Source organism: Mesorhizobium sp. M1428 (genome assembly GCF_040317515.1).
Lineage (GTDB): Bacteria > Pseudomonadota > Alphaproteobacteria > Rhizobiales > Rhizobiaceae > Mesorhizobium.
Genome location: NZ_JAMYKT010000009.1, coordinates 55,853 through 79,378 on the forward strand (window position 1 = coordinate 55,853; position 23,526 = coordinate 79,378).

At 62.3% G+C, this 23,526-nt stretch carries 20 protein-coding genes; 7 read left to right on the forward strand and 13 right to left on the reverse strand.

All coding sequences use genetic code 11. The features are described 5' to 3' along the window. Positions 1–111: 111 nt before the first annotated feature. Together NKG60_RS14880 and oiaX are read right to left on the reverse strand one after the other, a co-directional pair. Positions 112–1,446, reverse strand: a complete 1,335-nt coding sequence (locus tag NKG60_RS14880) for a four-carbon acid sugar kinase family protein (RefSeq protein ID WP_352863327.1) — start codon at positions 1,444–1,446, stop codon at positions 112–114. 4 nt (positions 1,447–1,450) lie between these two features. Continuing rightward, on the reverse strand, positions 1,451–2,722 hold the full coding sequence (oiaX, locus tag NKG60_RS14885) for a 3-oxo-isoapionate-4-phosphate decarboxylase OiaX (RefSeq protein ID WP_352664484.1): 1,272 nt from the start codon (positions 2,720–2,722) through the stop codon (positions 1,451–1,453). A 182-nt stretch (positions 2,723–2,904) separates the two neighbouring features. Here oiaX and NKG60_RS14890 point away from each other — a divergent pair, with 182 nt between their 5' ends. After that, positions 2,905–3,618 carry a transcriptional regulator NanR gene (locus NKG60_RS14890; RefSeq protein ID WP_352664482.1) on the forward strand — a complete coding sequence of 238 codons (714 nt, stop codon included), beginning with the start codon at positions 2,905–2,907 and terminating at the stop codon, positions 3,616–3,618. A gap of 70 nt (positions 3,619–3,688) precedes the next feature. On the opposite strand, the gene NKG60_RS14895 is transcribed toward NKG60_RS14890, so the two are convergent. Next, positions 3,689–5,176, reverse strand: coding sequence for an MFS transporter (locus NKG60_RS14895; protein ID WP_352975048.1), 1,488 nt, complete (start codon positions 5,174–5,176; stop codon positions 3,689–3,691). A 154-nt stretch (positions 5,177–5,330) separates the two neighbouring features. Between NKG60_RS14895 and NKG60_RS14900 the strand changes: the two genes are divergently transcribed. Beyond that, positions 5,331–6,299 carry a GlxA family transcriptional regulator gene (locus NKG60_RS14900; protein ID WP_352975049.1) on the forward strand — a complete coding sequence of 323 codons (969 nt, stop codon included), beginning with the start codon at positions 5,331–5,333 and terminating at the stop codon, positions 6,297–6,299. A 78-nt stretch (positions 6,300–6,377) separates the two neighbouring features. On the opposite strand, the gene apnL is transcribed toward NKG60_RS14900, so the two are convergent. From apnL to NKG60_RS14935, 7 genes are all read right to left on the reverse strand, one after another. Then, positions 6,378–8,285: a D-apionate lactonase gene (gene apnL, locus NKG60_RS14905; protein ID WP_352975051.1), complete on the reverse strand. Its 1,908-nt coding sequence runs from the start codon at positions 8,283–8,285 to the stop codon at positions 6,378–6,380. Further along, positions 8,282–9,316 (reverse strand): Gfo/Idh/MocA family protein, encoded by a 1,035-nt coding sequence (locus NKG60_RS14910; RefSeq protein WP_352975052.1) that lies wholly within the window; start codon positions 9,314–9,316, stop codon positions 8,282–8,284. The genes apnL and NKG60_RS14910 overlap by 4 nt, the downstream gene beginning before the upstream one ends. Position 9,317: 1 nt before the next feature. After that, a complete protein-coding gene (locus NKG60_RS14915) occupies positions 9,318–10,382 on the reverse strand; it encodes an ABC transporter permease (RefSeq protein ID WP_352664473.1) in 1,065 nt (354 codons plus the stop codon). Next, complete coding sequence (locus NKG60_RS14920; RefSeq protein WP_352975053.1) at positions 10,379–11,923, reverse strand: sugar ABC transporter ATP-binding protein; 1,545 nt, start codon at positions 11,921–11,923, stop codon at positions 10,379–10,381. Before NKG60_RS14920 ends, NKG60_RS14915 begins: the two co-directional genes overlap by 4 nt. Further along, positions 11,920–12,573, reverse strand: coding sequence for a DUF2291 family protein (locus tag NKG60_RS14925; protein WP_352664469.1), 654 nt, complete (start codon positions 12,571–12,573; stop codon positions 11,920–11,922). The genes NKG60_RS14920 and NKG60_RS14925 overlap by 4 nt, the downstream gene beginning before the upstream one ends. 113 nt (positions 12,574–12,686) lie before the next feature. After that, on the reverse strand, positions 12,687–13,628 hold the full coding sequence (locus NKG60_RS14930; RefSeq protein WP_023675475.1) for a D-ribose ABC transporter substrate-binding protein: 942 nt from the start codon (positions 13,626–13,628) through the stop codon (positions 12,687–12,689). Positions 13,629–13,891: 263 nt separating this feature from the next. After that, on the reverse strand, positions 13,892–14,719 hold the full coding sequence (locus NKG60_RS14935; RefSeq protein ID WP_352568083.1) for a phosphogluconate dehydrogenase C-terminal domain-containing protein: 828 nt from the start codon (positions 14,717–14,719) through the stop codon (positions 13,892–13,894). A gap of 341 nt (positions 14,720–15,060) precedes the next feature. Here NKG60_RS14935 and NKG60_RS14940 point away from each other — a divergent pair, with 341 nt between their 5' ends. The 3 genes from NKG60_RS14940 to NKG60_RS14950 all read left to right on the forward strand — a co-directional run bounded on the left by NKG60_RS14940 (position 15,061) and on the right by NKG60_RS14950 (position 17,566). After that, complete coding sequence (locus NKG60_RS14940; protein WP_352664467.1) at positions 15,061–15,735, forward strand: DUF2161 domain-containing phosphodiesterase; 675 nt, start codon at positions 15,061–15,063, stop codon at positions 15,733–15,735. 148 nt (positions 15,736–15,883) lie between these two features. Beyond that, entirely contained in the window at positions 15,884–16,309 is a 426-nt protein-coding gene (locus NKG60_RS14945) for a hypothetical protein (RefSeq protein WP_352664465.1), read from the forward strand. A 66-nt stretch (positions 16,310–16,375) separates the two neighbouring features. Then, positions 16,376–17,566 (forward strand): NADH-quinone oxidoreductase subunit D, encoded by a 1,191-nt coding sequence (locus NKG60_RS14950; RefSeq protein WP_352664463.1) that lies wholly within the window; start codon positions 16,376–16,378, stop codon positions 17,564–17,566. A 285-nt stretch (positions 17,567–17,851) separates the two neighbouring features. Here NKG60_RS14950 and NKG60_RS14955 read toward each other — a convergent pair whose 3' ends face one another. After that, positions 17,852–18,283 carry a hypothetical protein gene (locus NKG60_RS14955; RefSeq protein ID WP_352975120.1) on the reverse strand — a complete coding sequence of 144 codons (432 nt, stop codon included), beginning with the start codon at positions 18,281–18,283 and terminating at the stop codon, positions 17,852–17,854. A gap of 273 nt (positions 18,284–18,556) precedes the next feature. On the opposite strand from NKG60_RS14955, the gene NKG60_RS14960 reads away from it, so the two are divergent. Together NKG60_RS14960 and NKG60_RS14965 are read left to right on the forward strand one after the other, a co-directional pair. After that, positions 18,557–19,732, forward strand: a complete 1,176-nt coding sequence (locus NKG60_RS14960; RefSeq protein ID WP_352664461.1) for an HlyD family secretion protein — start codon at positions 18,557–18,559, stop codon at positions 19,730–19,732. After that, positions 19,729–21,342, forward strand: a complete 1,614-nt coding sequence (locus tag NKG60_RS14965; RefSeq protein WP_352664459.1) for a DHA2 family efflux MFS transporter permease subunit — start codon at positions 19,729–19,731, stop codon at positions 21,340–21,342. The genes NKG60_RS14960 and NKG60_RS14965 overlap by 4 nt, the downstream gene beginning before the upstream one ends. A gap of 323 nt (positions 21,343–21,665) precedes the next feature. On the opposite strand, the gene NKG60_RS14970 is transcribed toward NKG60_RS14965, so the two are convergent. Beyond that, positions 21,666–22,418: a metallophosphoesterase family protein gene (locus tag NKG60_RS14970; protein WP_352664455.1), complete on the reverse strand. Its 753-nt coding sequence runs from the start codon at positions 22,416–22,418 to the stop codon at positions 21,666–21,668. Then, positions 22,411–23,223, reverse strand: a complete 813-nt coding sequence (locus NKG60_RS14975; RefSeq protein WP_352664453.1) for a nucleotidyltransferase family protein — start codon at positions 23,221–23,223, stop codon at positions 22,411–22,413. The genes NKG60_RS14970 and NKG60_RS14975 overlap by 8 nt, the downstream gene beginning before the upstream one ends. Positions 23,224–23,526: the final 303 nt, after the last annotated feature.

The window sequence follows — 23,526 nt, forward strand, 5'->3', positions numbered from 1 at the left end:
GGGATGAGTGGCATCGCCGCCGACCTGAACGCCTTAAGTTTCTGGTTTGCCGGCTAATTATTACCTTAGATCTCGATTGAGCATCACGATTTGACCCGATATTCCCCGCTCTCAACCGCCGACGCCATCGCGAATAGCGGAGAAATAGCGGTCGGTTCCGACCTGCCCGCCCTTGAGGGCAATTTCCAGCCCATCGATCGCCTTAACGCTTGAATGCGCCACACAAAGCGGCGAGCCCGGCGATACGGGCAGCGGCATTCGCACAGTCAGCGCGTCGACGCTCATCTGGCCAAGTGCATGGCTCGACGTGTCGCCGCCGGCGATGACCACGCGCAGCAGCTGCTCTTGAAGCGTCAGTTCGCGGAGAACCTCGCCAAGGCCACGGCCGAGCTTATGGCGGGCGCCTTCCCGGAGATCGATTTCAGTACCGCGGTCGGCCGCAGGTCCGAGCGCGGTGTAGAGGATGACGCTGCGCCCAGCCTGTAGGGTGGAGCGCCCGGTTGCAACCGCGCGCGCAATAGCGTCGTTCGACGTCTCGGAAACCAGTTCGACCGGGTCGAGCTCGATCCCGTCGAAGCCGTCGGCCAGAGCATGCCGGATCTGTCGTTCCGTCGTCGGCGAGCAGCTCCCCGAGACCACGGCGATCCTGTCGGCAGCGCCCGGCGGCGAAAAGGCAGGTTTGGCATCCACGATCCGGTTCGATGCCCATTCGACCAACAAGGCATATTCAATGCCCGAAGAGCCGACGACGAAATAACCGCCCGGCTTGCGAGCGCGCCAAATCTCCTTGCCGGCAAGCGCCTGGGTTTCCAGGCTGTCGACATCGACAAGCACGATACCTCTGCCATCCTCCACAAGCCGGTCGAATGCTTCCGACCGCGACGCAGACTGCAGCGTCGCCAGGTCGACCAGGCCCGAGCTGAGGTCTGTCTGGCGCGACAGATGGATCAGCAGGTCGGATTCGTCCATCGGCGTTATCGGATGGCGGCTCATCACCGGATGGCGGTCTATGCGGAAATATTTTTCGCGATAGGCAGCGAACAGATGACCGAAGGCGGTGTAGCGCTTCAGCTGCGGCGCGCCGACCACCAGCGGCACGCCGCCTTGCCGGAAAACCGAGCGGCCGATCTCGATCGCCCGGCCGATGCTGCCGATCGCCGGGCTGGAATCGAAGGTCGAGCAGACCTTGTAGTGGCAGATCTCGGCGTTGACGGTCTTCAGCCAGGCGAAGGCATCTCGCAGATGCGTGTCCATCCACTGCGGCGTCTCGCTGCGGCTGGTGCCGGCAAGCCCGAGGGCGCGGCAATGCGCGAACTGCGAAAGCAGCGCCTCGTCCGGCTGGCGCATGAACAGGACGGTCGGCACGCCGCCGAGCTCGAGCGCCTCCATGACGTCGGTCGAGCCGGTAAGGTCGTCGCCATAATAACTCAGAAGCAGGTTTTGCATGGCGTCAAGCCGCCTCGCCGCCGAACTTCTCGATCGATCGCGCCAGCTCGACATGGCTCAAGGCATAATCCGCCAACGGAATGTCTTGGACCGCCGCCTGCCAGGCCTGCTGCACGGCGCGCACGCCGGCGCCCGGCCCGTCCGGGTGGCTGACGATGCCACCGCCGCAGAGATAGAGAAGATCGACCGTCCGGCCGGTTCGCTGGAAGGTTTCAGGCGCCTGCCCGCCCCACTGACCGGAGCCGGCGACCGGCAATGCGCAATCGGCCGGCGAAAAGATCGGCGTGGTCACCGCCTTGAAGGATTCTACGAAGGACCAGTCGGGTTCCCAGTATTTCGAGGCGATGCCGTTGATCTGGAACTGGTCGACGCCGAGCAGCCGCCAGAACTGCTGCCAGACCTTGAAATCCATACCGAGGCCGGGATGACGGGTGAGAATGTCCCAGCCATTGCGGTGGGCATGGAGCACCAGGCTGGAGCGTTTTCGGAGGTAAGCCATACCGCCGAAACCAATCGAATTGATGTTGACCACGGCGCAATTGCCTCCGGCGTTTGCTACCAGGTCGTGGTTTCGCATCATCTCGTCGGGATCGGCATGTGAGATGCCGAAGGCATACATAACTTTCTTGCCGGTCTTCTGCTCGTGGTCGAGGATCAGTGGCATGATTGCCCTCACCCGCTCCGACAGCGGGGAATAGGCCGGGCTCATCAGCTTCTCGTCATCCTTGATGAAATCGACGCCGGCGGCAATGAGCTCTTGCACCATTGCGGCCGTCTCGTGCGGACGGAGCCCCAGCGCCGGCTTGACGATGGTCCCGATGATCGGACGATCCGCGACACCGGTCAGCCTGCGGCTGCCCGTGACGCCGAATTGCGGGCCCGGATGCGCGCCCCGGTATTCCTCGGGTAGCCTCATGTCTACAACCCGGATGCCGGACAGGCCCTTGATCGAAAAGGTGCCACCGATGGCGATGGTCATCAGCGCCGACAGGTCGGTGCCGATGGCGTCCAGCGGAAAGGCGATGTCGACGTCGGCGCGCTTGACCGGGCCATTGCTTGCTTCGGAGCCGGCTTCCGGGCCGGTTTCGGGAAGAGACGGCCGATCCGCATCCTGCAGATGCCGTATCGCCAGGACCCGCGCTGCGACCCTGGCCTTGAGCTCTTCGGTCTCGCCGGCCAGCGCGACGAAGGTTCCGGTCGACTGGTCGCTTGCGATCTTGGCCGCCAGCGCCTCGACATTGCCAGGCGTTTCGATGCGATAGGTGAGAATAATCATATTCGCGCGGCCTGCCGGGTGGTTCGAAAAAGGTTCCTTGGCCCTCGAAATCTGGTATAATGAGTACATAAGCATTGCAAGCCCTATCCAGCTTGGCAAGTAAGGGCGAGCCGGCAACAGGCGTTCCGGAATTCACGGCGGAAATGCTAGGTATAGGTCGGTCAAAGGAGTGATTCGCGACGATGAACCGTTCGGAGCCGATCGTCCGGCGCAAGCTTTCCGACGAAGTATTCTTGAGACTGAAGCGCCTGATCACCAGCGGCGAATTGCTGCCGGGTGACGACATGCCATCGGAGCGCGAATTGATGGAGCGCTTCGAGGTCGGCAGGCCGGCGATCCGCGAGGCGATGCAGGCGTTGAGCAATATGGGGCTGGTCGCGATCTCGCATGGTGAGCGTGCCAAGGTGCTGCAGCTCACCGCCAAGTCGATCATCAAGCAGGTCGATGGCGCAGCCAAGATCATCCTGTCGTCATCGAAGGACACGCTCGAGCACCTCAAGAACGCGCGTATCTTCTTCGAGCGCGGCATGGTCAGGGAAGCCGCGGAGAAGGCCACCGCCGAGGACGTGCAGCAGCTGCGGGCAACGGTTGCCGAGCAGCGCAGCCATCGTGGCGACTCGGAAGCCTTCATATCCGCCGACATGAAATTCCATACCCAGATAGCGGCAATATCCGGCAACCCGATCTATGTCGCCGTCAGCGAGGCAATGCTTGGCTGGCTAAAGGAATACCACACCGAAATGCTGATCTGGACCGGCAAGGAAAAGTTCACGCTGACCGAGCACGAAGAGATCATCGGACGCATCGAAGCCAAGGATGCGGATGGCGCCGAGAAGGCGATGATCAAGCACCTCGAACGCTCGCGTGCGCTTTACGTGATGAACTCCGGCAGCTGAAAATCAAGAGCAAGGTCCCGACCGGCGTAGCGGCCGCGACCTTGCTCTCGGCCTTCTGACTGACCACAGATCAGGATGCAGCTTCGGGGCAAGCGGCAACATCGCGAGGCGACACCGTATTCCGCTGCCTCAGCGTTAGGGCAAGAGCCGCACCGAGGAGAGCCGCCGCCGCGGCGAACCAACCGGCAACGCGCAACCCGTTGACGACATCCGATGCGACGCCGGCCTGCCCGCCTAAACGGGCATTGGCCACGGCAAGAATGGCGGCGAGACCCAATGCCGCGCCGATCTGCAGGGAGGTCGACGCCAGCGCCGACGCGACACCCTGTTCATGGGGAGCCACTCCGGAAGCGGCAGCGGCGAAGAGCGTCGTAAAGGCAATGCCGCCGCCGAAACCATAGATGACGATACCGGGCAGCACCGTCCAATACGAACCGCCCGGCGACATCGCAAAAGCGATCGCTGCCAGCCCGATCCCATATATGACCATGCCGGCGAACATCGTCGCACGCGTCCCCCAATTGTTGAGCAGCAGCGCCGCGGTCTTCCCTCCGCCGATCATTGCAAGTATCCCTAGCGGCACGAATGCCAGGCCGGCGGCGAGCGCGTTGTAACCGAGCACATTTTGGAAATACGTCGTAAGAAGGTAGTAACCGGAACTCAGCGCCATGTGGTGAAAGAAGCTCACCGCCATGGCTGCGACGAGGCTGCGATTGGCAAACAACCGCAGTGGCGCGAGCGGATCAAGCACGCGGCTCTCGATGAGAACGAAGGCGCAAAGCAGCAGCGCCCCGATCGACAGTGATCCGGCGGCCCGAACTGTCTGCCAACCCACCTCGGGACCACTGGCTAGACCGAACACCAACAAGGTCGCCGCTGCTGTGACGACCAGCGCACCCGGAAGATCAAAACTGCGGCTGCTGGTTCTCGCGGGATCTGGCGCCAGCAGAATTGGCGCAGCGATAAGCGCGGCACACAGGGCCAGCGGAACGGTGAAGAAGAAGACCGCCTGCCAACCCCAGTTGTTGGTGAGGACGCCGCCGATGATCGCGCCGGCTGCCAGGCCGCCGCTTCCCGTCGCGCCCCAGACAGCAAGCGCCCGGTTGCGTTCGCTGCCTTCCGCGAAACTTGTATTGATCAACGCCATGGTTGCTGGAAACAGCAGCGCTCCGCCCAGGCCTTGCACCGCCCGGGCAGCCACCAGCGTTAGGGCATCGGGAGAAAATCCGCCGGCCAATGAGGAAACGCCATAGATCACCAGCGCCAGGATGAACATGCGCCGTGGCCCGAGCCGGTCGGCTGCGCGGCCGCCGAGCAACAGGAAACCACCAAAAGCCACCGCGTAGGCGCTTACGACCCATTGCAGCGACTGGACCGTAAAGCCGACATCACGGCCAATATCTGGCAAGGCGACATAGACGATGTTGTAATCGATGGCGATGATGAACTGCGCGAACGCCAGGAGCGCCAGTCTGGGCCCGGACCAGCGCTGCGGTTTTATGATACGCTCTGAATCCGGTATATGTGCCGCGTTGTTTTCATTCAGCGATTTCAGCATTTGCATCTTCCCAGCCATGGATTTCCACAGGCCGCTTCGTCGGCAGCCCGCATGCGGCCATCCTGGAGGCGCCGCGCTTGTTCTGGAATTGGCAATTTTGACAAAGACTATGCTAGACTTGCCACTCTACGGGAACGACACCGGGAGAACCGCAATGGCTGACAGGAGCCTCCACGTCGTGATCTGGCTGCCGTCGAATTTCTATTCGGCCGTCGTCTCGACGCTCGTGGAAATGTTTCAGCTTGTGAATGACGTCTGCCGTTCACAGGTTCTCTCCTGTGAGTTCGTTTCAAGGGGCGCGCCGTCGGCATCAAGCACCGGAATTTTCTTCCCGACAAAGGCTCAACCATCCCGGAAAATGGATGTCCTGATTCTCATTGCGATGCCGGGTGTCGAGATTCCCGAGCTTCTGCGCTCGCTCGACGAGGAGAGTGAACATTCAAAACCGCTGATCGCGCTCGCGCAACAGCAGGACGCAATCATTGCAGCACATTGCGGCGCGTGTTATCTGCTCGCCAATTCGGGATTATTGGACGGTAAACGCGCGACGATATCCTGGTGGCTGAAAGCCGAGGCAAGCCGCCGGTTTCCGCAAGTGCGATGGGACGCTTCCCGCTTGCTCATTCGCCAGGACCGCCTCTACACATGCGGAGGTGGGTTTTCCGGACTCGAACTCGCCAGGGCTTTGCTGATTGATCTCGGCTTCTCGAAGGAGGAGCGGATCATTCGAAAACTTCTGGTTCTCCCGCCGCCGCGCACATTCCAGAGTCCCTACGAATTTTCTCTCGACGAAATTTCGAACGAGGCCAGCCCATTCGAGAACAAGCTGCGCGAGCTCTCGAAAGTCAAGATGGCGAAAATCGATCTGAAATTTCTGGCAACCGAATTGGGCATGTCTTCGCGAACCCTGTCTCGCAGATTTTTCGACGAACTCCAGACAACGCCGGGAAAATGGATCCAGGAAAGGCGGCTGGAGTTGGCAAAATCCATGCTTGAGGAAACGAAACTGAGCGTTTCAGAAATTTGCTATCGGGTGGGATATCAGGACGCCGCCTCGTTCAGCCGTCTTTTTTCCAAGACAACTGGAATGGCACCAGGCGAGTTTCGAAAGCAAATCCGGTGACAAGTCGGCATCGGAAGTGCTGCGGCTACGGGCAACGGCTGCCGAGGTGCGGCTATCCATGAATCTCGGCAAATGACTTCAGCCGATCCGGACGATTGCGTAGGGCGTCATCACAAGACGGTCTCGGTCCGACGCGTTTCGCTGGATCTGGCGTGACGTTCGTCCATCCCAAATCTTCAGAGGACCCTGATCTGAGCCGAGCCCAGAAAGGTCGACCGGAAAATCGTCCGGGGTAAGGTTCGCCAGCCAGACGATGATCTTGCCGGTCTGGGAGCGGCCGGCCAGTGCCAGCACCCGCGTCTCATCGGTCGTTGTCGCCGCCACATGCGCATGGCCGGCCAGATCGCAAAGTCCTTTCACCGCGTGGAAAATCAGCCGCGTTGCACCTTCTTCGACAGGCTCGCCCGACGAGGCCAGTACGCCGAATTGTCCGGTGAAGCTGCAGAGCGTCAGCATTTCGAGCCCGGCCGGCGCAACGCGTGCGGCATAGCCGATCGTCCATGCGGCCCCGAATAGCCCGGCGTGGCGAGGGTCGCGGTCGGCCATGGCGATGCGCTGATTGTCGGGATTGGCCTTGGTCGCGCCGCCATAAGGGTTCTGGCGCATGGCAATGGTCGACGGCCCGATCCGATAAGGTATTGTTCCGAAGATCGTCCTAACTGACGCCGTGATGAAAGGCAGTGCTTCCAGCGATTGCATGACGCTGAGATCGTCGGCGGCGTGCACGATCGGGCAGGTGCAATGCGTGACGAAATCGAGCTGACCGGCCGGGACGCGCTTGCGGTTCAACTCAGTGAAATAGCTGAACATGCCGCCGCCGAGGCGGATATCGGGGAAGGCGCGGCGGGCGGCAGAATAGACGTCTTGGAGCGGCGGGCATTGCGGCCACGCGCTGCCCGGTGGCGTCGACTGCCGGTCGATCGAGGGCGAGACGGCAATGGCCGAAAGCTTGAGTCCGGCCTGGCGCACCCTGTCGGCGACGCCTGAAAGCTCGGCGTCGAGATCGCCGTCGCCGGCAATGACACATTCGAGCGTTGTCCGGACCGGATAGGCGGCGGCGAGCCGGGCGTAGGACCGCAAGGCGGCAAGCCCGTGGCCGCGCGTCGGGTCATAGTGGAATATCAATTGCTGCGGGCCAAGCTCGGACAGCATCGGCAGCTTGCCCAGCGCCGCCTCAACCTGATCAGGGTAGATGATGACGCCAACATTCGGCAGCACCGGTCCGGCTTGGCCGAGCCTGACACGAATCGGTTCGGCGCTTGCCACGGCGGCCGGCACTTTCCCGCGACCCGCTACCCGCAAGCTGACGGTTTGACGGAAGGTCTCGCCGGCCGGCAGCACGTATGGCCATGGCAGCGCGAGCGGCCGGACATAGGTCTTGTAGGAGGCATCCGACCAGTTGCGCTGGTCCTCCATCTCGAAAGTATCGCCTTCCATCCGGCATTCGGCGGTGACGCCGGGCCGGACCTGATGGGTGATCGCCCGCAGATCCTTGAACGGCTGCCAGGGATCGATCAGCTCTGGAAGCCTGGTCGCGACCACGCTGCCATCGGTATGCTCGACCGTGACCGGGCTGCCGGTCAGGCCGGCGATCGGATGCAGGATGCAGAAACCACAGCGATTGGTTTGGAAATCGCTGTCGGGACGAGCGCTCACGTCGAAGACCAGTCGGCCATCGGCGGCGCCCTTGATGGTCGCACGGAAGTCGAGCCGGCTTCCCTCTGGCCCGAAACAACCTGCCGAATAGCTGACGGAGAAAGCGTCATCGCCCTGGTCGATTTCCAAATCGGTGAGCGTCGGCTCGTAAGTGCCCCAGTCGCGATCCCTGACGATGTAGGCGATGGCGCGCAGCACTTCGGTGTCGCCGTGGCGGATGGTGCGCAGATTGCCGTTGACGAAGTCCGCCGTCAGCGCGCCGGCGCGCAGCCTGACCGGCTCGGCTTCAACGGCACGTGTGCCGTAGAGGAGGAAGGCGTCGGCTGTCATTTCAGCAAGGTGTCGAGCTGCACCGGCTCCCGGCTTGCGGCGCCGGCGTACGCTGCCTCGACCAGCGCCAATGTCTTGAGGTTGTCCGCGCCCGAGGTCGCGGGCTCGGTTCCGTTGGTCAGGCAATCGACCCAATGCTTTTGAATGGCGACGACGCTTTCCTGGATGTTGTGCCACGGCCGCGATGCCCAGGCCAGCAGCGGTGGTGAGACATCGCTGACGACTGTACCGCTTCTTCTGGTGACGGTGAGCCGGTAGCCCTGCGCCAGCCGGATCGTGCCGTCGCTGCCATCGATCTCGATCAGCGTCTCGGGGAACGGCTCGGTAGCGAGCTTGCTGGCGTAGCTGCAGTCGACCACGGAAGTGGCGCCGCCCATGTGGTCCATCAGCATCGTCGCAACGTCCTCGCCGGCAATGGCAGGGTTGACGCGCGCCGTTCGCGCGGTGACGGTCGAGACGTCGCCCAGAAGAATGCGGGCGACGTCGAGGATGTGGATCCCGAGATCCTCGATGATGAAGCGCTTTCCCGTCGCCAGATAAGGCTGGCCGGAAAACACGTCATAAGCAGAGCGGAACGAGATCCGTCCGAAGAAGGGAGCGCCGATTTCGCCGCTGTCGAGCACGGTACGCACTGCCTGGATCGGCGACTGCCAGCGAAAATTCTCATGCACCATCAGCGGCACGCCGGCGTCGGCGCAGGCCGTCACCATCGCCTGGGCGTCGGCAAGCGTCGGCGCAAACGGTTTTTGGCAGATTGCCGGAACGCCGTGCTGCGCCGCCATCTCGACGAGCATTCTGTGGCTTGGTGCGGTGGTGGCGATGTCGACGAAATCCAGCCTTTCGCCGGCAAACAGCGCTGACGCGTCCGTATAGCGCCGCGCAATCCCGAACTGGTCGCCGACGATCCGCAGCCGCTCCGGATCGCGGTCGCAGATGGCGGCGATCGAGGCACCCTCGACGTCACGCCAGGCATGCATCTGGTTGACGGCAAAGAAGCCGCAGCCGATCAGCGCTCCTCGCAGTTCCGCCATATCAGCCGGCCTTTGCCATCTGCATCAGCGTCACCCGGCTCTGCAATCGGCGCTGTGCCTGGTCGACGACGACGGCGACGATGATGACGAGGCCCTTGATCACCATCTGCCAGAACGAGCTCACCCCCATCATCACCAGCCCGTCCGAAAGGATGCCGATGACGAAGGCGCCGACAATGGTACCGCCGATCGTACCACGTCCGCCCGACATCGAGGTGCCGCCGAGCACTGCCGCGGCAATGGCATTCAACTCGAAGCTCTCTCCAGTCGCGGGATGCGAGGCCATCAGTTCGGACGAGATGATCAGCCCGACGATCGCCGCGCAGAAGCCGGAGAACATGTAGACGAACATCTTCACCATGTTGACGCGGACGCCTGAAATCCGTGCCGCCCGCTCATTGCCGCCGACGGCGAAGATGTGGCGGCCGAGCGGGGTATATTTGGCGAGATAGGCCGCCCCTAGCGCAACGACGAGCAAAATCCACAGCGCGACCGGCAGGCCGAGCAACCGGCCGGCGCCGAGGAAGCCGAACCCGGTGGTACCAAGCTCCGGCTTGCCGACGAGATTGGGGAAGGTACGGCCGTCCGACGACAGCAGCGCCAGGCCGCGCGCGACATAGAGCACGCCGAGCGTGGCGATGAACGGCGCAACGTTAAGCCTGGTGATCAGCAAGCCGTTGACGGCGCCGATCAATATGCCGACGGCAAGCGTGATCAGTGCGATCTCGAAGACGTTGAAATAGATGGTGTAGCCGACCTGCAGGTCGATGCCGTTGAGCACGAGATAGCCGGCCACCATGCCGCACAGGCCGACGATCGAGCCGACCGACAGGTCGATGCCGCCGGTGATGATGACGAAGGTCATGCCCATTGCAAGGAATGCGTTCAGCGCCACGTGCTTCGACATCAGGATAAGATTGGCGGCCGATAGGAAATTGGGGGCAGCTATCGAGAAGAATAACAGCACGGCGATCAGCGCGATGAACGTCCTCGCCTTCATCAGCATCAGCAGGACCGAGCCGCTCGACATCGAGGTGACCGCCGCCTTGGCTGGAATGTCAGTCATGCGCCTTGCTCTCCGTGCGGGACCGGTCCGTGGCCGAGGGCTGAAGCAGCGACGAGCGCGGCCTCCGTCGCCTCTGCGCGGTCGAACATGCCGGTCAGTTTTCCATTGCTCATCACTGCGATGCGGTCGGACAACGCCATCACCTCATCGAGATCCGAGGTGGCAAACAGGATCCCCAGGCCGTCGCGCGACAGCTTGCGCATGGTGCGGAACACGTCGGCCTTGGCGCCGACGTCGATGCCGCGGCTCGGCTCGTCCATCAGCAGCACCTTCGGTCCGGTGAGCAGCGCCTTGCCGATCACCACCTTCTGCTGGTTGCCCCCCGATAGCGACGAGACTTCCTGCGCCGGATCGGCGACCTTGATAGCCAGTTCGCGCACCGTCTGGGTCACCGCCTGTCGTTCGGCGGCACCGCGAATGTGGAACAGGCGCACGAAACGCGACAGGCTGGCCAGCGTGAGATTGCTGGCGACGGAGAGGATCGACACCAGCCCTTCGCGCTGGCGGTCTTCAGGGATCAGCGCCAGACCGCGCCGGATGCGCCGCGTCGTGTCGCGCTCGTGCACTTTTTTGCCGGCAATGAATATCGTGCCGGTCGAATGGCCGTGGCGGCCCATGATGCAATCGAACAGCTCGCTGCGTCCGGCGCCCATCAGGCCATAGATGCCGAGGATTTCGCCGGCGCGCAGCGATAGCGAGACGTGATCGACCGCCAGCCCGCCGGTGACGCGCGGCAAGCAGATGTCCTCGGCGCGGAATATTTCCTCGCCCGGCACATGACCGTCGGCCTTGGCGAAGTCCTTGGCGTCCGAGCCGATCATCTGCCGCACGATCCACTGGGTGTCGACGTCTTTCATCTCCGCCTGGCCGGTGATGCGCCCATCGCGCAGCACGGTGATGGTGTCGCCGATGCGGATCAGTTCCTCGAGCCGGTGCGAGATGTAGACGATTGCCACGCCGCGCGCCTTGAGATCGGCAATCACCTTGAACAGGACCTCGACTTCCGCCGCGCTAAGCGCCGACGTCGGCTCGTCCATGATCAGGATGCGCGCATCGAGCGAAACCGCCTTGGCGATCTCGACCAGCTGCTGCTGGCCGATGCGCAGATCCTCGACCAGCATGTCCGGCCGGATGCCGGCTTCCAGGCGTTCAAGGAATTCCGCCGCGCGGCGCTCCTGCTCTTTGCGGTCGATCTTGCGGAAACGATTGGTGATCTCGCGGGTGGCGAAAATATTTTCGGCGACAGTCAGGTTGCCGAACAGGTTCAGCTCCTGGAAAACCATGCCGATGCCGCGATTCACCGCGTCCCCGGATGACGAGAAGGAAACCTCCTCGCCGTCCAGCAGGATGCGCCCGAGTGTCGGCTGCTCGACACCGGCGATGATCTTCATCAGCGTCGATTTGCCGGCTCCGTTTTCGCCGACCAGCACGTTGACCGCGCCCTTGCGCACCTCGAAATTCGCCCGCTTGACCGCGACGGTGCCGGAATAGACCTTCGAGACATCCTCCAGCTTCAGGATGACATCTTGATCGCCGCTCATGGCTTCGGTCCGATCTTTGCCTCCGCCGGCGTCACCAGCGGCAGGTCCTGGCCACTGCCCGGCGTATAGGCGCCGAGTACCTCGACGCTGCGGCCCTCGAGTGCCTCGCGCGGCAGCTTGGAAAGCACGGTCTTGTCGGCATAGGCGTTGAAAGCCTTGCCGAACTGGGCGAAGTCGATCTGGTTGGTGAAATCGTTGAACTGGATGAAGTCGAGGCTGTCGCGCAGCGCGGTTCCGCGCATGGCGGGTCCGATCTGCACCCGCGCGTCCGCCTTGCCGTCGCCGTCGGCATCGACGTCCATCGTCGCCGCGCGTGACTGTGTATTGGCTGCAACGACCTTGCCCTCGAGCCGAACGGCGAAGGTCCACGGCGAATTCGCCTGCTTTTTCGGGTTGCCGTATTTGGCGCCGGCGGCGGCGGGATCGGTCTTGGCCAAGGCATGAACCTCGGCAAACGGCCCGGCCTTCTGCTGCAGATAGGGTATCACTTTCGCCGCCCAGACGTCCTCGACCATCTTGTCGGGATTGAACGCGGAGCCAGTGCCGCCGTTTTCCGCTGACGGCGTCGGCAGGATCTTGCAGGCGGTCAGGCTGACTATGGCTGCAAGGAACGGCGCGACAAGGATCGGCCGGGTCAGCGTGTTGAACATGTCGGCTCGTTCGGCATGGCGGTCAGGAGCACCCTGAGAAATGGAAGCAAGGGCGAAATGGCAGCAAGGGACGAACCGGAGGCTCGTCCCTTGCTGCTTGATGTTACATCGGCTCAGTTTGTGAGCGCGAATGTCTCCAGCTTGGCGGCATTGTCGCCATTGACCAGGACGCAGTCCATCAGCTGCTTTTCTTCGGCGGGAGACTTCTTGTTCTTGATGAAGTCGTTTGCCTGCTCGACCGCCATCTGCGCCTGCGCGAAGGCCGGCTGCAGGACCGTCGCCTTGATACCGCCGGAGGTGATCGAGTCGCGCACGTCGTTTGACCCGTCGAAGCCGACGACGATCACGTCCTTGCGGCCGGCAGCGGCAAGTGCCGCATAAGCGCCCATCGCCATCGTGTCATTGCCGGAGATCACGCCCTTGATATCGGGATTGGCCTGAAGGATCGATTCCATCTTTGAATAGGCCTCGGTCTGGCTCCAGTTGGCCGACTGCTGCGCCACCATCTTGAGGTCCGGGTAGTCGTCGATGACGTCGTGGTAACCCTTGGAGCGGATGCCGGCATTGGTGTCGGATTCCTTGCCGACGAGCTCGACGAAATTACCCTTTTCGCCCATCAGCTTGACGAATTCCTGCGCGCCGAGCTGGGCGCCCTGATAATTGTTGGAGACGATCTGCGCGACGGCAACGCCGGTGGCATTGATCTCGCGATCGATCAGGAAGGAAGGAACGCCTGCGTCCTTGGCCTTCTGCACGGCGGCGACGGTGGCGTCGGCGCCGGCATTGTCGAGGATGATCGCCTTGGCGCCGCGGCCGATCGCCGTGTCGATCAATTCGGACTGCTTGTTGGCGTCGTCGTCATGGACGAGCACCAACGCCTCGTAGCCGAGTTCCTTGGCCTTGGCCTCCGCGCCGACAGCTTCCGCCTTGAAGAACGGATTGTCATGCGAGGGCGTGATGATGGCGATCAAATCCGCCGCATAGGCGGGGGCGGCGGTGCCAAGCGCCAGCATGCCGGCAAAAGCCGCAAGCGTCATTCTGCGTGTCAGTTTCATGTATTCCTCCCGTTGAAAATCCGTGCCTTGTCGCAAGGCTATATGCATTCGATTTCGTTAGCGGGCGTAGGCGGCGGGTCGCGTCAGATTCACAAGCCTTGGCCGACTTCACCCCGACGGACCGCTTCCCCTATCCTCCACTCATCCAGCCCCTGAGCCTGCTGCGAAGCTTGACGGCCCAATCCATCGAACAGCTAAGCCAACTGGTATAATGAGTCAATGACAATTTCAGGTGACATGTTCCGGTGAACGCGTCGCTGCCCTCACGTGATGCGCTGAATGCTCGCGGCAATCTCCTCCGGCTCGAACACCCGCTTCCAGTCGTCGCGCATCAGCACCGGCTTGCCGAACTCTATCGCCTTGTTGCAGGCGTCGGAGAACACGCCTTTGGTTTCGCCGAAGATGACGGCGCCAAGCACGTTCATATGGCCAAGCAGGAAATCGAGCGCCGCCTGCTTATCGACCCCGCGCGCCACCACCTCGTCGACGGCCTCTTTCATGACGACGAGCAGCGAGGCGCAGACAGTCTCCGAGAGGCCGGGCTCGAGCAGCGCCATCTGATCGACCGTGACGCGATGCGAGCGCATGACCGGCGCCCAGATGATCTTTGCGATCGCCTCACCCTTGGCGAAATCCTCCTCCGGTCCCTGCATCAAGGCGCTGACCATGTGCTGCTTGGCCTTGACGCCGCCGAAATAATCCTTCTTGGCCGCCATGTCGGTCTCGTCGTTGAAGATCGGCGGATGGCACGGGTGGGTGACGAAATAGGTCAGGTCCGGCCGCTTCGGCAAATGCCCGGCGAAAGGTGCTGCGGCGTCGAGCACGACGACCATCGTGCCTGATGCAAGCTTGCTCTCGATACTCGCCGCAACCTTGCCGATGTGCGTGTCCGGCACCGCCAGGATCACCACATCGGCGCCATCAAGCGCCTCATCGGCGCTGACGGCATCGATGCCGAGGCCCGACTTAAGCCGCTCGCGGCCGGCGTCGCTGACCTCGACATGGCGTATCGTATAGGGAGATCCGCGAAAGTTGGTCGACAGACGGTAACCCATTTTGCCGCCCGCACCAAACAGCGCAATCGTTGTCATGTGTCCGTTACTCCTGAATTCCAACGACGGCCCTGCCGATCGTCATCCCATTGACTTGTATGCACATTACCGCCGGTTGGCGGATTAGAAAACGCAGGGGAGCCGCCGCTCGAATGACGATGCCATGGACGATGTCTCGGGCGCCCGAATGTCCAGCGCAGCGCAGCTACGTGGAGCATGCTACCTCAGGTACACATTATACCAGCATACCAAATTGGCAAGCGGCCATGGCACGGCTCTGACCACTTGCTCGGCCGTCGTTTACCTCCTGTTCAACGGCAAGGAGCGATCATCGCGTTGAACCGCCGATCGGCGGGATGATTCGCAGCCGACAAAGGCCCATGCTCGAAACGTCACTCTACAGCCCGGTCAAGGCCTTCCTGGAAGGCCTGGGATTTATGGTCAAGGGCGAGATCGGCGGCTGCGATCTGCTGGCGCTGAGTGCCGACTCTCCACCGATCGTCGTCATCTGCGAGCTGAAGCTGACGTTCAACCTTGAGCTGGTCCTCCAAGGGGTCGACCGTATGGCGGCGAGCGACGAGGTCTGGCTTGCGGCATGTATGTCGACCCGTGGCAAGGGCCGTGAGAGCGATGTGAGATACCGCAATCTCTGCCGTCGCCTCGGCTTTGGCCTGCTTGGCGTGCGAACGAACGGCGAGGTTCAGGTGCTGCTCAGCCCGACGGCATTGGCTCCGCGTCGCGATCCCCGGCGCCGCTCGAAGCTAATTGACGAACATCGGCGTCGGCAGGGCGATCCTGTCGCCGGCGGCGGCTCGCGTGCGCCGATCATGACCGCTTATCGCCAGCAGGCGCTGGCATGCGCCGCAGCCCTCGCCGACGGCCCAAAGCGACCGCGTGACTTGAAGCCCAACCTGCCGAACGCGCCCAAGATCCTGCTGCACAATGTGTATCGCTGGTTCGCACGCACCGATCGCGGGATCTACGAACTGACCGCTCAGGGCCGTGAGGCGTTGCAGCGCTGGCCGCAGCCCGATCGCAGCCACACCGCTGCCTGAGACAGGCAACGCCGGATTTCGCGCCCTGCTTTCCGCGACAATCACGGCTTTCGGCAAGACAGCTCCCCGGTCACGGAACCATATTTCGACACGATGGTTTTGTCGTCACCGAATTGATCGTCCGCTGAGCAAAACGGAAGGAACGGCCATGCGCCTATCGACGACAATTGCCACACTTTCGGCACTGGCGCTTGCCTCGCCGGTCTATGCGCAAGCCGTGGGACCAGAGCTTGCCCCTGTGCCGCCAACGGCGCCGCAATCCCTGCCAGAGCAAGCCACGCCCGAAGGGACCACTCCCGACCAGGCTACACCTGACCAAGCCTTCTCCGCCCAGAATTTCACCGCAGTGACAATCGTGGCGATGGAGGATCTGCCTCCTGACGTCAAGGCACAGGCGGAGGCCGTCGTCACCCAGACCAGCGCCGAGGATTTGCGCATCCTGCAAAGTTCGATCGACGCATCGCCGCAGGCGGCATCGGCACTGGCGGCGAACGGACTTAATTCCACGCAGGTCGTGGCGGCCAATATCGACGGCGACGGCACGCTCACGCTGATCATCCAGACGACGACGTGAGCGGCTGAAAGCGGACAAGCCGGTTCCGGCACGGAACGGAAGTCCGCCTGATTGCGGAGGACTGTCATGGCCGAGGCTGCAGTTCGCAACTTCACCATCAATTTCGGGCCACAACATCCCTCCGCTCACGGCGTCCTGCGGCTGGTGCTCGAACTCGACGGCGAGATCGTGGAACGTGCCGATCCCCATATCGGCCTGCTGCATCGCGGCACCGAAAAGCTCATCGAGTACAAGAACTACCTGCAGGCCTTGCCCTATTTCGACCGGCTCGACTACGTCGCGCCGATGAACCAGGAGCATGCATTCTGTCTCGCTGCCGAGAAGCTCCTCGAAATATCGGTTCCGAGACGCGGGCAGCTCATTCGCGTGCTTTTCTGCGAAATAGGCCGGCTGCTATCTCACCTCCTCAACGTCACCACGCAAGCCATGGACATCGGCGCGCTGACGCCGCCGCTCTGGGGTTTCGTCGAGCGCGAGAAGCTGATGGTCTTTTATGAGCGCGCGTCCGGTGCCCGCATGCACGCGAATTATTTCAGGGTTGGCGGCGTGCATCAGGATCTGCCGCCGGAACTCCTCGACGACATCTGGAAGTTCTGCGATCCGTTCCTCAAGGTCTGCGACAATCTCGAAGAGCTGTTGACCGAGAACCGTATTTTCAAGCAGCGCAATGTCGATGTCGGCGTGATCGGCCTCGATGATGCCTGGGCCTGGGGCTTTTCCGGCGTGATGGTGCGCGGATCGGGCGCGTCCTGGGACCTGCGCAAGGCGCAGCCATACGAATGCTATTCGGAGATGGATTTCGACATCCCGGTCGGCAAGCATGGCGACTGCTACGACCGCTATCTCGTACGCATGGAGGAAATGCGCCAGTCGGTCCGCATCATGCGGCAATGTCTGGAAAAGTTGCGCTCACCAGAAGGTCAGGGGCCGGTCGCGATCCCGAACCACAAGATCACGCCGCCGCCCCGTGCCACGATGAAGCGCTCGATGGAAGCGACGATCCACCACTTCAAACTTTATACCGAAGGCATTCGCGTGCCGATCGGTGAAGTCTATGCCGCCGTCGAGGCACCGAAGGGCGAGTTCGGCGTCTACCTCGTGTCGGACGGAGGCAATGTTCCCTACCGATGCAAGATCCGCGCACCTTCCTTCGCCCACCTGCAAGCGATGGATTTCCTGTCCCGAGGCCATATGATCGCCGACGTTGCCGCGATCATCGGCTCGCTCGACATCGTGTTCGGAGAAATCGATCGCTAGTGTAGCCAGGTCGCAGGATCGTCCCCGATCGCAGGATCATCATCGTTAGTAGCCGCGCAGGCAGGCCTGGACGGCGCTCGGACGCCCGTCCGGCGACGGCCCTCAATTGCGGCAGGCCAACTCAAATTCTCGCATCAAAGACAGACGCATGGCCGCGACAAGGCGCAGCCAAGCGTCGAGGAGTTTCACAATCTGCGCGGCCCGACGCGGCACGAGCCCTTCCAAGTTCGGAAGCGCTCTCCACGGCGCGGAAAGAACGCGTGTTCCGCCGTTCCTCGTACCGCCTCAATGCACGATCAGGCCCTTCAGCCAGGCAACAAATCTGTTGCCGCGAACTATCCCGCGCACCCTGGCAGCGGCCCATCTCGCTTGCATCGTAGCGCCGACATGGCAATGGCAAACGATTTGGTGCAACTGCCGGTCGCTCAGTTCGAAGAAGCGCTTTGCCTCACCATAGGTATCATCGCTGAGGCCCATGGCACGCAGAACCGGATCCTCGAAGGCGACAGTGAGCGGCGTCCCAGCCCCACGCGATCTGTCGCGCGCTTCCCTGTTCATATATTCGGTGCCTGGAAGCGCCCCAAGGCATCGCGTCGGGTTTTGTTCGAGAAGTTCCGCCCAACGTTCAATCCGCTGGGTTCGAGTCATCGCCGGATACACCGCGAAGGACTCAACTTCCGCGACGGCCTGCAGTTGGTCGAGTGTTTGATGTTTCATGGTCGGCTCCTGTCGACAGGTGAATTCGCCCACGCCTACATGAGCAATTATCGCGCCATGGAGCGCTGACAAGGCCGACCGCCGCAACATGAGGCGTACGGATCACCTGCCCGGTGAAGCGGCGCTCGAATTCCGACGCGCCCCCGCCTGTGTTCGATGTCGACCCGTTAACCGAACCCGGTTCCAGACAGGAACTTTTGCGGAAGCTTGCCGTTTGGCTTTGCGTCCGCTTCGGCGGCTGCAATATCAGTATCAGTCTTGAAAGCAATTCCGTTGGACACGAAGCCTCAACGCGTCGAGCAAGACGTCGAGCCTGTAAATGAAACCCGGGAGCAACCGGCCCCGGTTCGAGAATCTCGTGAGCGATCGGCAGAGCCGCGGCAGGAAAAACCCGACGGGAACGCCTCGCAACGAAAGGCCGGTCTGCTCGGCTTTCCCAGGCGCCATCCCTATGCGGCTGCAGCGATCGCGCTTGCGCTGTTGCTCGTCGCGGCAGGCATCGCGATCTGGTGGCTGAACGCTCGCCAGTACGAATCGACCGACGACGCCTTCATTGACGCCCGCACGGTGACGATCGGCGCTCAAATAGCCGGCCGCATTACCGAGCTGGCGGTTACCGACAATCAGCATGTACAGGTGGGCGATGTCCTCCTGCGTATCGACGACAGCGACTATCAGGCAAACCTGAAGCAGGCCGACGCCGGCGTCGCCGCGGCCGAGGCCGAAATCGTCAATGTCACCGCCCAGATCGAGGCTCAAAACGCAAAGGTGAACGCTGCCCAGAAACAGGTTGCACAGGCCAAGGCAGCGCTTGATTTCGCCAAGGCCGAGGATCAACGCAATCGCGAACTCCTGGCCAGGGGCACAGCAACGCAACAGCAGGCGCAGCAGGCGGCATCGACGTTGCGTCAGGACCAGGCCGCGCTGGACAGCGCCGAGGCCAATGTCGCCTCCGCAAAAAGCCAGGTTTCGGTCTTGCGGGCACAGGCCAGGAGCGCCGAGGCGCAGCTCGATCAGGCCAAGGCCAGCCAGGAGCAAGCCCGCACGACGCTGTCGCGCACGACTATCGCAGCACCCGCAGCCGGGCGGGCAACGAGCATTTCCGCCGCTAACGGCACCTACGCCCAACCCGGCCAGGTATTGATGATGTTCGTTCCCGACGAGGTCTGGGTGAAGGCCAATTTCAAGGAGACGCAGCTCGACCTGATGCGGCAGGGACAGCCGGTCGACATTGATATCGATGCCTACCCGGACAAGTCCTTCCATGGCCGCGTCGACAGCATCCAGGCCGGCAGCGGCACCGCCTTCAGCCTCCTGCCGGCTGAAAATGCCACCGGCAACTACGTCAAGGTGGTGCAGCGCGTGCCGGTCAAGATCGTCTTCGACAAGCCGCCGGATGTGCTTCTCGGCCCTGGCCTGTCGGTGGTGCCGACGGTCAAGGTGCGATGAGCGGCGAAACCGCCAGAAATCAGGGCGAAAGCCGATCCGCCGCCGGGACGCACAATCCCTGGCTCATCGCCGTCGTCGTCTCCATCGCCACTTTCATGCTGGTGCTGGACACCTCGATCGCCAATGTCGCCCTGCGCAACATCGCCGGCAGCCTGGCGGCCGGAATGGACGAAAGCACCTGGGTGATTACCACCTATCTCGTCGCCAACTCGGTGATCATCCCGGTCAGCGGCTGGCTGGCAAGCGTCATCGGCCGCAAGCGCTACTACATGCTCTGCGTTGCGACCTTCACCGTCGCGTCGCTGCTGTGCGGACTGGCGCCCAACCTGGAACTGCTCATCCTGTTCAGGGTCCTTCAGGGCCTCGGCGGCGGCGGCATGGCGCCAAGCGAGCAATCGATCCTTGCCGACACCTTTCCGCCTGAAAAGCGCTCGCAAGCCTTCGCACTTTACGGCATTGCCGTCATCGTCGCACCGACGGTCGGGCCGACAATCGGCGGCTGGCTGACAGACCATTTCTCCTGGCACTGGATCTTCTTCATCAACGTGCCGTTCGGCATCCTGTCGCTGGCCCTGGTGCAATGGCTGGTGGTCGAACCGGACGTCCTCGAACGCGAACGCAAGGAACGGCTGAAAGGCGGCCTGAAGATCGACGGGGTCGGCTTCGTCCTGGTGGCGATAGCCTTGGGGTGCCTGGAGATATTTCTCGACCGGGGCCAGCGCTACGATTGGTTCGCCTCGGATTTCATCACCACTTTCGCAGTGATTTCCGCGATCGCATTCCTGCTGCTTATCCCATGGGAACTCAGTCGCAGCGATCCGGTCGTCGACATGCGCCTATTGTTCACGCGCCAGTTCGGCACGGCCTTCCTGGTCATGATGGCGGTCGGTGCTATCCTGTTCAGCACCACCCAGATCGTGCCGCAGCTGCAGCAGACGACATTTGCCTACACCGCGACGCTCTCGGGCCTTTCGATGATGCCGGGCGGCATCGCCATGCTGATCTTGATGCCGGTGTCCGGATTTGTAGGCAGCATCGTGCAGCCTAAATACCTGATCATGATGGGCATGTCGGTGGTCGCAGTGGCCCTTTGGCATATGACCTCGCTTACTCCGGACGCCAGCTTCCGCTTCTTTGCCTTTGCCCGTGTTTTCCTGATGGTCGGACTGCCGTTCCTGTTCATTCCCATCTCGACCGCGGCCTATGTCGGTTTGCCCCCGCAGAAGACCAACCAGGCATCGGCGCTGATCAACGTTGCCCGCAATATCGGCGGCAGCATCGGCGTCTCGCTGTCCAACACCGTCATTGCGCAAAGCTCCCAGATCCATCAATCGAATCTGGTCGGCCACACCGTGCAATCGTCGCCCGCCTATCAGCAGGCGCTTCGGCAGGCGACCGATCATTTCGTCGCCCAGGGTTCGCCGATAGTCGAGGCGAAGCAGCAGGCGATCGGCTGGCTTGGCCAGTTGATCGCCCGCCAGGCCACGCTACTCGCCTATGTCGATGTCTTCCGCTACTGCGCGGTGGCAACCGCCCTGCTCGTTCCGCTGGCGCTGCTGCTGCGGTCAAACAAGTCGGGCGGCAGCCAGCCGAATCCGGAGATGGGCTGACCGGCCAAGTGCGACCGTGTGATTTTCCAAAAACGAGGAAGCCGGGAACCAGCTGGCCCATTGCGTTGTTCTGCGCCAAGAGGAGATGATTACGATGGCCACTATTCCCACACCCGAGCCAACACCGACCCCGGTGCCACCGCCTCCCATCCCCGATCCCAAGCCCGTGCGTGAGCCGGACCCCGACAGGCTCCCCGACGAGGATCCCGTTCCCAACCCGGATGAAAACGACATTCCACCGAAGCGGATGGCTGTTACCCGGCAATTGCCGTGATCATTCTGCAGTGTGCACTGACGATTGCTTGCGCCGGTGGCGCCGCCTGTCAGATTTCGAGCATGGCGTAGGGGCGGCCGGTCGGCTTGGCGACATGCATGGCAACGTTATAGACCGGCGCCCCGCCCGGCGTGCGGCCCTCATAGGCGCCGCGATGCGCATGACCATGCACCACCGCGCTGACCTGGAACCGGTCTATTGTCTCGGCCAGGCGTGACGAACCGAGAAACGGGAATATCTCCAGCGGCTCGCCTTCGACCGTCTCGACGACAGGCGCGTAGTGCAGAACGACAAGCGTGCGTTTGGCGCGGACCTGCCGCATCGCGTTTTCAAGCCGCATCGCTTCGTTCACGCTTTCCGCCACCATTGACTTGATCGCTGGTTCGCCGAAGGAGCCGAGCATGCGCGATCCAAAACCGCCAACGAAGCCCTTGACCCCAACGAACCCGACCTCGTGAATCTCTGTCGCTTCACCGTCGAGCAGGTGAACGCCCGCCTGGCGCAGAATGTCGGTGACCTGGTCGACGGCGCCTGACTCATAGTCGTGGTTGCCAAGTACGGCGACGACCGGGATCGTGCAGGCACGCAGTTCCTCGGCAAGGATTTCGGCCTCCCGAGGCTTGCCGAGATTGGTAAGGTCACCCGTCAGCACGAGAACCTGGGCTTCACGCGACATCTCGCCGAAAAGATCGCGGTACGAGGCCTGGTCTTCCTTGCCGACATGCAGATCGCCAATGGCGGCGACTTTGAGTGTGCCGCCGTTTTCCGCCTTTGCCGAAGCAGTTTCGAGCTCGTCAGCCATTGCTATGTTCTCCTTCACCGCCGACGTCGGCAAAGCCCCAGTCCTTGACGTCGATCTCATAGTCGGTTCGTGAAAGCATGCGCCCACGGCAGATTTTCATCCGGGAAGGTGGCAATTCGCGCTGCCTGGCCAGCCGGTCAAGCAGCTCGTCGAGCAGCCAGGCGGGTACGCGGCCCCGCTCCGACGGATAGATCCATCGGAAGTTCAAGAGATGCATCAGCAGAACTTCCCAATGGACTTCCATGTAGGAAAGCAGCCTTTGCCAGTCGATCTGGTCGTGCGTCTTGAGGATGGTGTGCGAAACGTCGGCGCCATCGTGGCGGCCGCGGTCCTGGATGAAACATTTGGACCAGACAAGCTCGGTGGGACCGATGATCCGCACCTGGCTGCCCAGCAATTCGCCCTGACGGGCGTGCTCCAGCCACTGGTCGTCGACCGGCATTGTGCCGTTCATTGAGGCGAAAATGACGTCGAAAAAATGCGTCCCCTTGAACACTTTGCCGAGCCACCGGTCGTCCTCGACCACGACGGCGTAGCCGATCCGCTTGAAATGAGCGAGGATGCGCGGGCAGTCGCCGGCCTTGCAGAAAATGTCGAGATCCTTGGTCGGGCGGATGATCCCGGTATAGGCGCTTACGGCATAGGTGCCGGCGACGAGAAAGGGGATGCCGGTCGCGACAAGTTCGCGGATCGCTTCGATATAAAAGACCTCCGCTTCGGCATTGCGAGGCGTCGGGGCGGCTTTTGGATCGACCGACGGAACGGATGCCGGGATGGCGCTTTCCGGTGGGGGATTGATGATCATTAGTAAAGGCTCCTGGCCCGGCAGACCAGCAGCCGCCTGTATCTAATAGCCAAGCATGCCCGATGGTTCCGCCGTTGCGCGCCACTGCCGCTCTTGCCTTCCGCATCAGGCGGACACGCCGCCGTGGCAGGCCTTCGAAGCGGTCATGACCGTCGGCTGCGGCGCGGCCCTAAAAGGATATGTGAGCGGTCATTTTTGGCGTCAAGATCGCAGCGCGGTCACCCTCAGGCGCGTCGAGGCGGAGTAGGCCCGCTATCATCCTCGGGTTCGGACAGGATTGGCTTCAACATGGTTCCCGAGCTG